This is a genomic window from Streptomyces rimosus, assembly GCF_008704655.1.
In the GTDB taxonomy this organism is placed as follows: Bacteria; Actinomycetota; Actinomycetes; order Streptomycetales; family Streptomycetaceae; genus Streptomyces; species Streptomyces rimosus.
This window is the reverse complement of record NZ_CP023688.1, coordinates 4,739,309-4,752,566: the sequence shown is the minus strand read 5'-3', so window position 1 is coordinate 4,752,566 and position 13,258 is coordinate 4,739,309. Positions and strand designations below refer to the sequence as shown.

Annotated in this window: 11 protein-coding genes; 5 read left to right on the top strand and 6 right to left on the bottom strand. The window is 69.9% G+C overall.

Annotated elements, in window-relative coordinates; all coding sequences use genetic code 11:
- Window positions 1-64: 64 nt before the first annotated feature.
- Complete coding sequence (locus CP984_RS20195; RefSeq protein WP_003980387.1) at window positions 65-805, top strand: class I SAM-dependent methyltransferase; 741 nt, start codon at window positions 65-67, stop codon at window positions 803-805.
- A 135-nt stretch (window positions 806-940) separates the two neighbouring features.
- Window positions 941-2,650, top strand: a complete 1,710-nt coding sequence (gene metG / locus CP984_RS20190) for a methionine--tRNA ligase (protein ID WP_003980386.1) — start codon at window positions 941-943, stop codon at window positions 2,648-2,650.
- A 73-nt stretch (window positions 2,651-2,723) separates the two neighbouring features.
- On the opposite strand, the gene CP984_RS20185 is transcribed toward metG, so the two are convergent.
- The 3 genes from CP984_RS20185 to aspS form a co-directional block, all read right to left on the bottom strand.
- Window positions 2,724-3,302: a Uma2 family endonuclease gene (locus CP984_RS20185; protein ID WP_003980385.1), complete on the bottom strand. Its 579-nt coding sequence runs from the start codon at window positions 3,300-3,302 to the stop codon at window positions 2,724-2,726.
- 35 nt (window positions 3,303-3,337) lie between these two features.
- A complete protein-coding gene (locus tag CP984_RS20180; protein ID WP_003980384.1) occupies window positions 3,338-3,532 on the bottom strand; it encodes a type II toxin-antitoxin system VapB family antitoxin in 195 nt (64 codons plus the stop codon).
- Window positions 3,533-3,664: 132 nt separating this feature from the next.
- On the bottom strand, window positions 3,665-5,428 hold the full coding sequence (gene aspS, locus CP984_RS20175) for an aspartate--tRNA ligase (protein ID WP_003980383.1): 1,764 nt from the start codon (window positions 5,426-5,428) through the stop codon (window positions 3,665-3,667).
- A 174-nt stretch (window positions 5,429-5,602) separates the two neighbouring features.
- On the opposite strand from aspS, the gene CP984_RS20170 reads away from it, so the two are divergent.
- Window positions 5,603-7,834 carry an ATP-binding SpoIIE family protein phosphatase gene (locus CP984_RS20170; protein WP_003980382.1) on the top strand — a complete coding sequence of 744 codons (2,232 nt, stop codon included), beginning with the start codon at window positions 5,603-5,605 and terminating at the stop codon, window positions 7,832-7,834.
- Here the strand turns inward: CP984_RS20170 and CP984_RS20165 are convergent.
- The 3 genes from CP984_RS20165 to CP984_RS20155 all read right to left on the bottom strand — a co-directional run bounded on the left by CP984_RS20165 (window position 7,747) and on the right by CP984_RS20155 (window position 10,593).
- On the bottom strand, window positions 7,747-8,883 hold the full coding sequence (locus CP984_RS20165; protein ID WP_030638538.1) for an AI-2E family transporter: 1,137 nt from the start codon (window positions 8,881-8,883) through the stop codon (window positions 7,747-7,749). The two genes, CP984_RS20170 and CP984_RS20165, sit on opposite strands and share 88 nt — an antisense overlap.
- Window positions 8,884-8,975: 92 nt before the next feature.
- Window positions 8,976-9,932: a pirin family protein gene (locus CP984_RS20160; protein ID WP_003980380.1), complete on the bottom strand. Its 957-nt coding sequence runs from the start codon at window positions 9,930-9,932 to the stop codon at window positions 8,976-8,978.
- 190 nt (window positions 9,933-10,122) lie between these two features.
- Window positions 10,123-10,593, bottom strand: a complete 471-nt coding sequence (locus CP984_RS20155) for an SseB family protein (protein ID WP_003980379.1) — start codon at window positions 10,591-10,593, stop codon at window positions 10,123-10,125.
- 83 nt (window positions 10,594-10,676) lie between these two features.
- Here CP984_RS20155 and CP984_RS20150 point away from each other — a divergent pair, with 83 nt between their 5' ends.
- Together CP984_RS20150 and CP984_RS20145 are read left to right on the top strand one after the other, a co-directional pair.
- The gene (locus tag CP984_RS20150) at window positions 10,677-11,147 is read left to right on the top strand and encodes a hypothetical protein (protein WP_003980378.1); all 471 of its coding nucleotides are present in this window, start codon (window positions 10,677-10,679) and stop codon (window positions 11,145-11,147) included.
- A 208-nt stretch (window positions 11,148-11,355) separates the two neighbouring features.
- A complete protein-coding gene (locus CP984_RS20145) occupies window positions 11,356-13,182 on the top strand; it encodes an acyl-CoA dehydrogenase (protein ID WP_003980377.1) in 1,827 nt (608 codons plus the stop codon).
- Window positions 13,183-13,258: the final 76 nt, after the last annotated feature.

Below are 13,258 nucleotides of genomic sequence, written 5' to 3'. Positions count from 1 at the left end.
GTGATACGGGGCGTGCCGGTGGGCACCCCCCACGCAAGCGCCCCCAACTCAGTACCCTGACCCCGTGTTCTCTCCCCAGGGCCCCACGCTCCGCGAGCTGACCGTGCAGGCCCTCTCCTCCGTGGAGCGCGGCTACGACCTGCTGGCCCCGAAGTTCGACCACACGCCGTTCCGTACTCCCGACCGGATCCTTGAGGCGACCGGTGAGGCGTTGCGGGGGCGCGGCCCCTCCGGGGGCCTCTTCGAGGCCGGGCTCGACGTGTGCTGCGGTACGGGCGCGGGTATCGGCGTACTGCGGTCGCTGTGCCGCGAGCGTGTCGTCGGCGTGGATTTCAGTACGGGGATGCTCACGGCGGCCCGGCAGGCCGTGGCCGGGCCCCCGCGTACGCCCGCCGTCACGTACCTCCGCGCCGACGCCCGCGCCCTCCCCTTCACCGCCGCCTTCGACCTCGCCGTCACCTTCGGCGCCCTCGGCCACTTCCTGCCCGCCGAGCGCGCCGCCGTCTTCGCCGGTGTCCACCGGGCCCTGCGGCCGGGCGGGATCTTCGCCTTTCCGATCGCCGCGCCGCCGCCCCCGCGCTCCGCGCTGTACTGGACGCTGCTCGGTTTCGACGCGGTGATGCGCGTACGGAACCTGGTGTGGCGTCCGCCGTTCGTCATGTACTACCGGACTTCGTCGCTGGGGGCCGTACGCGCCGACCTGCGCGCGGCCGGGTTCGCCGTGGAGGTCATGCCGGTACGGGGAGCGGCCCGCCGTCCGGACGGCAGCCCCGGCTGGGGGCTGGTCGTCGCCCGTAAGCCCTGAACGCGGAGCCGGAGCGATCAAGGGACGTACGGTACGGGGAAAACCGGGCGCGGTGGCCATACACCGGTCCAGTACGATATTGACGTTCCGTAGAACAAAACCTCACTCACCGTAGCGACTTGGGAGCAGCCGGCAATGGCTCGACACCTCATCACCAGCGCCCTTCCGTACATCAACGGGATCAAGCACCTGGGCAACATGGTGGGGTCCATGCTCCCGGCCGACGTGTACGCGCGCTATATGCGCCAGCGCGGGCACGATGTGCTCTACATCTGCGCGACGGACGAGCACGGCACGCCCGCCGAGCTGGCCGCGAAGGACGCCGGCCAGTCGGTCGCCGCGTTCTGCGCCGAGCAGCACGAAGCGCAGAAGGCCATCTACGACGGCTTCCACCTGCGGTTCGACCACTTCGGGCGCAGCTCCTCGCAGCAGAACGTGGAGCTGACCCAGCACTTCGCGCGCAAGCTCCACGAGAACGGCTTCATCGAGGAGCGGGCCATCCGCCAGGTCTTCTCGGTCGCCGACGACCGCTTCCTGCCGGACCGCTACATCGTGGGCACGTGCCCGCACTGCGGTTACGACAAGGCCCGCGGCGACCAGTGCGAGAACTGCACCCGCGTCCTGGACCCGACCGATCTGATCGACGCCCGTTCGGCGATCAGCGGCAGCAGCGACCTGGAGGTGCGCGAGACCAAGCACCTCTTCCTGCTCCAGTCCAAGCTCCAGGGCGAGGTCGAGAAGTTCATCGACGAGGCGGGCGACGAGTGGCCGACGCTGGCCTCCTCCATCGCCCGCAAGTGGCTGACCGAGGGCCTGCACGACCGCGCGATCACCCGTGACCTGGACTGGGGCGTGCCGGTGCCGGGCGACGTGTGGCCGGAGCTGGCCGCCGAGGGCAAGGTCTTCTACGTGTGGTTCGACGCGCCGATCGAGTACATCGGTTCGACGAAGGAGTGGGCGGACGCGGACCCGGCGAACCGCGACTGGAAGTCGTGGTGGTACGAGGCCGACGATGTGCGCTACACGGAGTTCATGGCCAAGGACAACGTCCCGTTCCACTCGGTGATGTTCCCGGCCACCCAGCTCGGCACCCGCGAGCCCTGGAAGAAGGTCGACTTCCTCAAGGCGTTCAACTGGCTGACGTACTACGGCGGCAAGTTCTCCACCTCGCAGCGGCGCGGCATCTTCACCGACGCGGCGCTGGAGCTGCTGCCCGCCGACTACTGGCGCTACTTCCTGGTGGCCAACGCGCCCGAGTCCGACGACACGTCCTTCACCTGGGAACTCTTCTCCTCCTCGGTCAACAAGGACCTGGCCGACACCCTCGGCAACTTCGTCAACCGGGTGCTGTCCTTCTCCCGCAAGCGCTTCGGTGACGAGGTGCCGGCGGGCGCGGCGGCCGGAGAGGCCGAGGCGAAGCTGGGCGAGCAGATCGCCGAGCTGCTGGCGGAGTACGAGGGCCACATGGAGGCCCTCCAGTTCCGCAAGGCGGCCGCGGCCCTGCGGGCGCTGTGGAGCGCCGGCAACTCCTACCTGGAGGAGAAGGCCCCCTGGCTGGAGATCAAGACCGACCAGGAAGCGGCGGCGCTGACGCTGCGGACCGCGATGAACCTGATCCACCTGTACGCGATCGTCTCGGAGCCGTTCATCCCGGCCGCCGCGAAGGCCATGCGCGGCGCGTTCGCACTGGACGGCGACACGGCCGCCTGGGTCACGGCGGACGAGGCCCGCGCACTGTCCTCGGTCCCGGCCGGCACGGCGTTCACGGTGCCGCCGGTGCTCTTCGCGAAGATCACGGAGGATGACCTGGAGTCGTACCGGGAGCGGTTCGGGGCGGCGGAGTAGGCAGGCCGACGACATAGCGCGAGGGCCCGGAACCGGTCACCGGTTCCGGGCCCTCGGCATGCGCGGGCGGCGCCTACGCGGACGTACCGCCGGTGCCGCCAGTCCCGCCGTACGGGTGCCAGCCCGCCGTCCGTACGGTGAAACCCATCGGCTCCGGCAGGGGGATCTCCTGGCCGAAGATGCCCTTCGCGGTCTCGACGTAATGGCGGCCGTCGAGCTGGAGGATGTGCCAGGTGGCGTCGTTGGGGTCAACGATCAAGTAGACGGGGATTCCGGCCTCGGCGTAGCGCTCGCGCTTGTCCTCCCAGTCCCGCTTGATGGCCGTACGGGTGGTGGAGACCGTCTCGACGACGGCGAGGACGATCTGCGGCGGCAAGTCCGCTTCTGCGAAGTCGGGGGCCGGGCGGTCTTCAGCACGGATGATGACGGCATCGGCGCGGGGGCGGTAATCATCGGCCACCAAAATGCCGCGCTCGCTCCATGCCTCGAAAGGCTCCGGAGTGTGCCGGACGAGGCTGCGGGCCGGGAGGTCATGGACGATCCCGGGATTCGCCTGCATGACGAGTTCGCCGTCGAGCAGCTCGGCACGCAGACCATCGGGAATATCCTGCTCGTGCCACATCTTGATGAGCGCGTTGATGTTGCTGTCCACTGGAGGTCCTCCCGACGCACTGGCTCAGGTCCAGCTTAGGGCGCGAACCCCGTGTCGAAGTCGCCCTTCGCTCCCAGGTCGCGCAGCTCAGCAAGCGCCATGGCCCGGTTACGCCGCTTGACCACGTCCAGCAACGCCATGTTGACCGTGTCGTTCTCGGTCTTCGTACCGAGAAGCTTCGCGGCTTCCGCCAGCGCCTCGTCGTCGACCTCCAGCAGAAGTTCCGACATGCCGACCGACCTCCATATGTGGGCTTCTCCGCTGCCGCCGGAGCCGCTTCCGGTTTCCCTCCACGCCCGGACCCTGACACGCAAAAGGGCCCGCGATCCCGTGATCGCGGGCCCTTCACACGTACGAACGACCTACTTCACCTGCGGCTTGCGGATCGACAGGTGCAGCTCCTTCAGCCGCGACTCGTCGACCTCCGTCGGCGCGCCCATGAGCAGGTCCTGGGCGTTGCCGTTGAGGGGGAAGGCGATGGTTTCGCGGATGTTGGGCTCGTCGGCGAGGAGCATGACGATGCGGTCGACGCCCGGGGCGATGCCGCCGTGCGGCGGGGCGCCGAACTTGAAGGCGCGGAGCATGCCGCCGAACTCGGCCTCGACGGTCTCCTTGTCGTAGCCGGCGATGGCGAAGGCCTTGTACATGACCTCCGGCTCGTGGTTGCGGATGGCGCCGGAGGACAGCTCGACGCCGTTGCAGACGATGTCGTACTGCCAGGCCAGGATGTCCAGCGGGTCCTTGGTCTCCAGCGCTTCCAGGCCGCCCTGCGGCATGGAGAACGGGTTGTGGGAGAACTCGATCTTGCCGGTGTCCTCGTCCTTCTCAAACATCGGGAAGTCGACGATCCAGCAGAAGCGGAACTCGCCCTCGACGAAGTGGCCGGTGCGCTTGGCGGCCTCGACGCGGACCGCGCCCATGATCTTGGAGACCTCGTCGAACTCGCCGGCGCCGAAGAAGACCGCCGAGCCGGGCTTCAGGTCCAGGGCCTCGACCAGCGCCTTCACGTCGTCCTCGGTGAGGAACTTGGCGATCGGACCGGTCAGAGTGTTCGACTCGCCGACACGGACCCAGGCCAGGCCCTTCGCGCCCTGCTGGACGGCGAAGTCACCCATCTGGTCGAAGAACTTGCGCGGCTGGTCGGCGGTGTCCGGCACGGCCAGGGCGCGGACGTGCTTGTCGGCGAACGCCTTGAAGCCGGAACCGGCGAAGACCGAGGAGACGTCGACGAGCTCCAGCTCGGCGCGCAGGTCCGGCTTGTCGGAGCCGTACTTGAGCATCGACTCGCGGAACGGGATGCGCGGGAACGGCGAGGTGACCGTGCGGCCGCCGCCGAACTCGGTGAACAGCTCGGTCATCAGCTGCTCGATCGGGCCGAAGACGTCTTCCTGCTCGACGAAGCTCATCTCGACGTCGAGCTGGTAGAACTCGCCCGGCGAGCGGTCCGCGCGGGCGTCCTCGTCGCGGAAGCAGGGCGCGATCTGGAAGTACCGGTCGAAGCCCGCGATCATCAGCAGCTGCTTGAACTGCTGCGGGGCCTGCGGCAGCGCGTAGAACTTGCCGGCGTGCAGGCGGGACGGGACGAGGAAGTCGCGGGCGCCCTCGGGGGAGGTCGCGGACAGGATCGGCGTCGCCATCTCGTTGAAGCCGAGCGCGGTCATCTTGTGCCGGATGGCGGAGATGACGGCGGTGCGCAGCATCAGGTTGCGGTGCATCCGCTCGCGGCGCAGGTCCAGGAAGCGGTATTCGAGGCGCTTCTCCTCGTTGACCCCGTCCTCGGCGTTGATCGTGAAGGGGATCTGCTCGGCGGCGCCGAGCACCTCGACCTCGGTGACCTCGACCTCGATCTCGCCGGTGGGCAGCTCGGGGTTGACGTTGTCCGCGCCGCGCGCGCTGACCTTGCCGTCGATACGGACGACGGTCTCCTTGGTCAGGGAGGACAGCGCCTCGTTGGCGGGGGTGCCGGGGCGGGCGACGAGCTGGACCAGACCGTAGTGGTCGCGAAGATCGATGAAGAGGATGCCGCCCAGGTCACGTCGATTGTGCAGCCAGCCGCTGAGGCGGACGTCGGTGTCGACGTCCGCGGCTCGGAGCTCGCCACAGTTATGGGACCGGTACCGATGCATCGCTCATCCAAGTCGTCGCAAGTTGGAGTGTGAGAGTTAACCGCTCCAGGTTACCGGTCGGACCGAGGCCCCGATTGACGCGTGCGCGTCAAACGCCACATGCGAAGATAGAGGTATCCGCCGCGGTACCCACCGCACTGGTCGGCTCCCGTCAAACCCACCTAAAGTGATGCAATGCGCACCAAGGACCTCCTGGCCGCCACCGCGACCGGCCTGTGGCGCTGGGACAACGTCTCGGGACAGGTGACCCTCGACGCCGAGACCGCCCGGCTGCTGGGGCTGCCCGCGGAGCCCGTCGAGCTGTCCGAGGCGGCGGTGCGCTCCCACCTTCACCCGGCCGACTTCGCCGAGATCACCGGCATCGTCAACCTCGCCGTCACCGAGAGCACCATCGCCGAGGCCCGGCTGCGGGTGATGGACAGCGAGGGCCGGGTGCTGCGCATCGTGCGCAGCCGCTCCCGCGCCTTCCTGCGCAGCGAGACCGACCACACGGACTACGAGCTGGTCGGCACCGTCCAGGAGATCCCCGAGACACAGCCCGGCACCGCCTCCCCGCACGCCCCGGTCACCGGCGACTGGCGCCGCTCCCGCGAGGCGTTCCTGCTGGACGCGGGCCGCGCGCTGGCCGAGGCGCACTCCACGGCCGAGGTGCTGCGCGTCGCAGCGGGCCTGTCCATGCCCGGCTTCAGCCCGGACGGCCTGGCGGTCTTCGGCATCGAGGGCGACCGGATCTCCGTCATCGGCCACCACGGACACCAGCAGGGCGACATCGAGCCCTTCGTCGACATGCCGCTGGACACCGAGTACCCGGCCGCCGAGGTGATACGGACCGGCCGCGCCATCTACCTGCCCACCCCCGAGTCCTACCGCCGCCGCTACCCCGCCACCTGGCCGCTCGCCGAGCCCTTCAACCGCACGTCCTGGGCCTTTCTGCCGCTGGTCAGCGCGGGCCGCACGATCGGCGCCTGGATGGCCGGCTTCGGCACCCCGGTCGCCTTCACGCCCGACGAGCGCGCGGTGCTGACCACCGTCGCCCGGATGCTCGCCCAGGCGCTGGCCCGCGCCGGCGACCAGGAGTCGCGGCGTGAGCTGACCGACGGCCTCCAGCGCAGCATGATGCCGACCGTGCAGCCGGACATCCCGGGCATGACGGTGGCGGCGCGGTATGTGCCCACCGGCGGTGGGCTGGAGGTCGGCGGCGACTGGTACGACATGATCACGCTGCCGTCCGGCCGGATCGCGCTGGTCATCGGCGATGTCCAGGGCCATGACGTACGGGCGGCGGGCCTGATGGGGCAGCTGCGGATCGCCCTGCGCGCCTACGCCTCCGAGGGCCACCACCCGGACGCGGTGCTCTCCCGCGCCTCCCGCTTCCTGTCCGGGATCAACGACACCGAGTTCGGCGGCGAGGACCCGCGCTTCGCCACCTGCCTGTACATCGAGGTGGACCCGGCCACCGGCCTGCTGGACATCGCGCGGGCCGGGCACCCCGACCCGACCATCCGGATGGCCGACGGCACCGTGCTCGTCCGGCCCACCGCGGGCGGCCTGCCGCTGGGCATCGTGCCGGACACCGACTACCCCACCACCCGGCTCGTCCTGGAGCCCGGCGAGACGATGCTGGTCTGTACGGACGGGCTGATCGAGACCGGCGGGCACGACCTGGAGTCGGGCTGGGCCCGGCTGCGGCACGTGATCGAGACGTACGGGGCCGAGGACGTGCACGGCGAGCCCACCGAGCGGGTGGTGGCGCCGGCCCTGGAGGACGCCGCGGGCCTGGAGCGGCTGGCCGACGCCCTCGTACAGGCCGTGCACGGCCCGTCCTCGTACCACACCACCGGCCCGTTCGTGGACCGGCGCGAGGACGACATAGCGATGCTGCTGCTGTGCCGCGAGGGCGGCAGCTGCGGGGTGGGCAGCGGCGGCACGGCGGCGCACCGGCCCGTACGCCGTACGGTGCTCACCGTGCGGCAGTCCGAGCCCGAGCGGATAGCGGAGGCGCGCCGCCAGGTGCGCGACGTGCTGCACGACTGGGCCGACGAGGACCAGGTGGACTCCGCCGTCCTGATGGTCTCCGAGATGGTCACCAACGTCCTGATGCACACGGACGGCGACGCGCTGCTGGTCGCGGAGATCACCGGGGTGCCGGGACAGCGCCGTATCCGGGTCGACGTGGCGGACGGCAGCGACGAGCTGCCGCACCGCCGCACCCCGGGCGAGCTGGCGTCCTCGGGGCGCGGCCTGGTGCTGATGGAGCTGCTGGCCGGCGCGTGGGGCGTGGACCCGCGCGGCGACGGCAAGTCGACGTGGTTCGAGCTCTACGAGGACGCGGCGGACGGCGCCGAGCCGTCGCTGCCGGACCTGGACGCCTTCTCCGACGATTCGCTGCCCGAGCCCGCCGCGTAGTGCCGGCGCAGCTCCGAGAGCACGCCGAAGGCCGCCGCGGTCAGCGGTACGGACAGCAGCATGCCCATCACCCCGGCGACGCTGGCGCCCGCGGTGATCGCCAGCATCACGATCGCCGGGTGCATCTGGACCGTACGGCTCTGCACGATCGGCTGGAGGATGTGGCCCTCCAGGAAGAACACCACCAGGACGATGCCCAGGGTCCACAGGGCGATGGCTGGGCCGCGGTCGTCGGCGAACGCGACCAGCACGGCCACCGAGCCGGACAGGAAGGAGCCCAGGTACGGGATGTAGGCGCCGACGAAGACCAGCGCGCCCAGGCCGACCGCGCCGGGCACCTGGAGGATCAGCAGGCCGATGGTGATGCCGACGGCGTCGATCAGCGCGATCAGCGTCGTACCGCGCATGAAGCCCTCGATGGCCTGGAAGCCGCGGCGGGCCATCTGTTCCAGGCCCGGCCCCGACTCGCCGGGCGCCCAGTCGTGCAGCGCGCGCACGGCCTTGTCGGAGTCGCGCAGGAAGAAGAAGGTCAGGAACAGGGCCAGCACGGATGCGGCGAGTGTGGCCGCGACGACGCCGACGCCTTCCAGCAGGCCACTGGCCGCGGTGCCGCCGAACTTCCCTATGAAGGGCTTGGCGTTCGAGACGATGTCGTCCAGTGACGTGCCCGCGGCGCCGAAGTGCCGGGACACCTCCTTGGCGGCGTCCTTGAGCGAGGCGAGGATCTGGTCCCCGGTGTCGATCAGCGCGCTGACGACGATGTAGCCGGCGCCGCCGACCACCACGACCAGCAGCGCGCAGGTCAGCCCGGCGGCCAGCGACTGGTTGAGTTTCATCGCCACCAGTCGCCGGTAGACCGGCCCGAGCAGCGCGCTGCCGAGCAGCGCCAGCAGCACGGGGGTGACGGCGGCGCTCAGCAGCACACACAGCCAGACGCCGACGGCCACCACGGCGGCGACGAGCAGTCCCACTCCGCACCAGGCCGCGGCGCGGCGGGCGGCGACCGGGAGGAGCGGCTGACGGTCCGGGGATCTCAGATCGTTTCGCACCCTGCCAGTGGATCACGGGGCCGCCCGTACGTGACGGCATTCCGCGGGGAGCGGATGCGCTCCCCGCGGATCACCGGCATGCCACTCCGGCCTCAGTGGCCGTCGGCCGGGACCGTCCCCAGCCGCCCGGCCTGGAAGTCCTCGAAGGCCTGGGCCAGTTCGGCGTGGGTGTTCATCACGAACGGGCCGTAGTGCATCATCGGCTCGCGGATCGGCTTGCCGCCCAGGAGGACGACCTCCAGGTTGGGGCTGCGGGACTCCTGTGTGGCGTCCGCCCGGATGGTCAGCGAGTCGCCGCCGGGGCCGAACACCACGGACTGGCCCATACGGAACGGGCGTCCGACCGGGCCCGCGGTGCCGCGTCCGGCCAGCCCGTACGCCAGCGCGTTGAAGTCCGAGCGCCACGGGATGGTCACCTCGGCACCCGGGTTGACCGATACGTGCATCATCGTGATCGGCGTGTGGGTGATGCCGGGCCCCTGGTGACCGTCGATGTCGCCGGCGATCAGCCGCAGCAGCGCGCCGCCGTCCGCCGACGTCAGCAGCTTCACCTGGCCGCCGCCGATGTCCTGGTAGCGGGGCGCCATCATCTTGTCCTTCTTGGGAAGGTTCACCCACAGCTGGAGGCCGTGGAAGAGCCCGCCGGTCATGACCAGCTCCTCCGGCGGCGCCTCGATGTGCAGCAGGCCGGAGCCGGCCGTCATCCACTGGGTGTCGCCGTCGTTGATCACGCCACCGCCGCCGTGCGAGTCGCGGTGGATGAAGCTGCCGTCGATCAGGTACGTGACGGTCTCGAAGCCGCGGTGCGGGTGCCAGGGGGTGCCCTTGGGCTCGCCCGGCGCGTACTCCACCTCGCCCATCTGGTCCATCATGATGAACGGGTCCAGGTACTTGTAGTCGATGCCGGCGAAGGCACGGCGTACCGGGAAGCCCTCCCCCTCGAAACCGCTGGGCGCGGTGGACACCGCGAGCACGGCGCGCGGCCGGGCGTCGGCTGGCGCCGCCACACGCGGCAGGCTCAGCGGATTCTCTACGGTCACTGCGGGCATGACGGCCTCCTCGGTCGTTCCGCTTTCAATTTAGTTGAAGACTGAACGACTAGCAAGGCGATCGGCATTCCCCGCCGGCCCCCGGCGGGAAGTAATCGTTCCGGCAGCGCGGAAACGCAAAAAGCGGCGGCACCCTCCGGTGCCGCCGCCGGGAACCGGCCTCAGCCGGGCATCCGCCGCATACGAAGCCTCAGCCGTACATCCGCCGCATCGCGAAGTCGACCATCTGCTCCACCGACTTGGCGTCGAAGACCATCCGGTGATCGCCCTCCATGTCCAGGACGAAGCCATAGCCGGTCGGTAGCAGGTCCAGGACCTCGGCGCCGGTGATCACGAAGTACTTGGACTCCTTGCCCGCGTACCGGCGCAGCTCCTTGAGCGAGGTGAACATCGGGATGACCGGCTGCTGGGTGTTGTGCAGCGCCAGGAAGCCGGGGTTGTCGCCGCGCGGGCAGTAGACCTTGGACGTGGAGAAGATGCCCTGGAAGTCCTCGGCGGACATCGATCCGGTGGTGAAGGCACGTACCGCGTCGGCAAGGGAGGGCGGGGACGGCTCGGGGTACAGCGGCTGCTCGCCGTAGCCGCCGGGGGCCGGGTGCTGCGGCGGGGGCGCACCGTACTGCTGCTGCCCGGCGCCCGCGTTCTGGTCGTAGCCGTACATGCCGCACAGCGTACTGAGTCGGCGCCGCCCGCTACGTTGGAACGGCCAACGAGATCGCCACCCACCGACCGGGGCCGCCACCGATGACCGACCGCGTGACCGACCGTGACCGCCGAAAACCGCGTATCACCCGCGGCGGCGTGCTGCTCACCGTCACCGCCCTGACCGCCTGCGGGCTGATGCTGTACGGCGCCACCCAGCTCCGGGACTCGGGGGCCGCCTGGTCCCTGACGTACGAGGCCGCCTCCACCGGCGGACCGCCGCGCGCGGCCAAGATGCGCTACCTGCACGACTCCGGCCCGCACCCGGGCGGCGAGCGGCGCGAGACGGAGACCGGCGAGACGCGGCTGCCGTGGCGCAAGACGGTCGTCGTGGACGGCGGCGAGGAAGCGCTGCTGGAGGTGACGCCGGCCGGGAACGGCACGGCCTCCTGCCGGATTCTGCTCGACGGCGAGCGCCAGGTCGCCTCGGGGAAGTCGCCGGGTCCGGGGAAGCCCGCCGTGTGCCGGGTGACCACCAGCGGCAGGTCGGGGAAGTGGTCGGACCGGCCGTGAGCATGCCGTAGGGCCCTGGGGGTCATGAGCATGCCGAAGGGCGGCAGGGGTGCGGAGGCGTCCCAGGGACGCTCGTCACAGATGGGCGGTTAGGGGTTGCTTCTTATTACCGACGGGTAGCATCATCGGAGCTACTTGCTGGTATTGCGTTTGAGGTCCCTCGCTTCCAAGCGCTGGGTCTCCTCCCGAACCTTACGGAGCCGTACCCATGGGCCACTACAAGTCGAATCTCCGCGACATCGAGTTCAACCTCTTCGAGGTCCTCGGCCGCGACAGCGTGTACGGCACCGGACCGTTCGCGGAGATGGACGTGGACACCGCCAAGAGCGTGCTGAGCGAGATCGCCCGGCTCTCCGAGAACGAGCTGGCCGACTCCTTCGCCGACACCGACCGCAACCCGCCGGTCTTCGACCCGGACACCAACACCGCGCCGGTGCCCGACACCTTCAAGAAGAGCTACCAGGCGTACATGGACGCCGAGTGGTGGCGCCTGGGCATCCCGGAGGAGATCGGTGGCACCACCGCGCCCCGCTCCCTGCTGTGGGCCTTCGCCGAGACCATCCTGGGCGCCAACCCGGCCATCTGGATGTACGCCTCGGGACCCGCCTTCGCGGGCGTGCTGCACGACGAGGGCACCGAGGAGCAGCACAAGATCGCGCAGCTGATGGTGGACAAGCAGTGGGGCTCCACCATGGTGCTGACCGAGCCGGACGCGGGCTCGGACGTCGGCGCCGGCCGCACCAAGGCCGTCCAGCAGGAGGACGGCTCCTGGCACATCGAGGGCGTCAAGCGCTTCATCACCTCCGGTGAGCACGACATGTCCGAGAACATCGTGCACTTCGTCCTCGCCCGCCCCGAAGGTGCCGGTCCGGGCACCAAGGGCCTGTCGCTGTTCATCGTGCCGAAGTACGACTTCGACTGGGAGACCGGCGAGCTGGGCGAGCGCAACGGCGTCTACGCCACCAACGTCGAGCACAAGATGGGCCTGAAGGCGTCCAACACGTGCGAGATGACCTTCGGCGCCAACCACCCGGCCAAGGGCTGGCTGCTGGGCGAGAAGCACGACGGCATCCGCCAGATGTTCAAGATCATCGAGTTCGCGCGGATGATGGTCGGCACGAAGGCCATCGCCACCCTCTCCACCGGCTACCTCAACGCCCTGGAGTACGCCAAGGAGCGCGTGCAGGGTCCCGACCTGGCCGCCTTCACCGACAAGACCGCGCCGCGCGTCACCATCACCCACCACCCCGACGTGCGCCGCGCGCTGATGACGCAGAAGGCGTACGCCGAGGGCATGCGCGCCCTGGTGCTCTACACCGCGACCGTCCAGGACGAGATCATCGCCAAGGAGGCCGCGGGCGAGGACGCCTCCGCCGCGACCCGCCTGAACGACCTGCTGCTGCCGATCGTCAAGGGCTACGGCTCGGAGAAGTCCTACGAGCAGCTGGCCCAGTCGCTGCAGACCTTCGGCGGCTCCGGGTACCTCCAGGAGTACCCGATCGAGCAGTACATCCGCGACGCCAAGATCGACACCCTCTACGAGGGCACCACCGCCATCCAGGGCCAGGACTTCTTCTTCCGGAAGATCGTCCGCGACCAGGGCCAGGCGCTGACCGCCCTCTCCGAGGAGATCAAGAAGTTCCTCGCGGAGGCCGTCGGCGGCGCGGAGCTGGAGGCCGCCCGCGGCGAGCTGGCCAAGGCCGCCGCCGACCTGGAGGCCATCGTCGGCGCCATGCTGACCGACCTCGCGGCCACCGAGAAGGACGTGAAGTCCATCTACAAGGTCGGCCTGAACACCACCCGCCTGCTGATGGCCTCGGGCGACGTGGTCGTCGGCTACCTGCTCCTGAAGGGCGCGGCGGTCGCGAGCGAGAAGCTGGCGGGTGCCTCCAGCAAGGACAAGCCGTTCTACGAGGGCAAGATCGCGGCGGCGAAGTTCTTCGCGCACAACGTGCTGCCGGGCGTCTCCGTGCAGCGTGGCCTGGCCGAGACCGTCGACCAGTCGCTGATGGAGCTGGACGAGGCCGCGTTCTGAGGTGTCCCGAGGGACGTGGGACGCGCTGCGGGCGTTCTAACGACCGGTTAAGCACCGTCCGGAAACGGACGGTGAC

Bases quoted from the DNA above. Each gene is read 5' to 3' on its own strand.
- CP984_RS20170 (WP_003980382.1), top strand. From the start codon at position 5,603: ATGCGCACCAAGGACCTCCTGGCCGCCACCGCGACCGGCCTGTGGCGC.
- metG (WP_003980386.1), top strand. From the start codon at position 941: ATGGCTCGACACCTCATCACCAGCGCCCTTCCGTACATCAACGGGATC.
- CP984_RS20145 (WP_003980377.1), top strand. From the start codon at position 11,356: ATGGGCCACTACAAGTCGAATCTCCGCGACATCGAGTTCAACCTCTTC.
- CP984_RS20160 (WP_003980380.1), bottom strand. From the start codon at position 9,932: ATGCCCGCAGTGACCGTAGAGAATCCGCTGAGCCTGCCGCGTGTGGCG.
- aspS (WP_003980383.1), bottom strand. From the start codon at position 5,428: ATGCATCGGTACCGGTCCCATAACTGTGGCGAGCTCCGAGCCGCGGAC.
- CP984_RS20150 (WP_003980378.1), top strand. From the start codon at position 10,677: ATGACCGACCGCGTGACCGACCGTGACCGCCGAAAACCGCGTATCACC.
- CP984_RS20155 (WP_003980379.1), bottom strand. From the start codon at position 10,593: ATGTACGGCTACGACCAGAACGCGGGCGCCGGGCAGCAGCAGTACGGT.
- CP984_RS20180 (WP_003980384.1), bottom strand. From the start codon at position 3,532: ATGTCGGAACTTCTGCTGGAGGTCGACGACGAGGCGCTGGCGGAAGCC.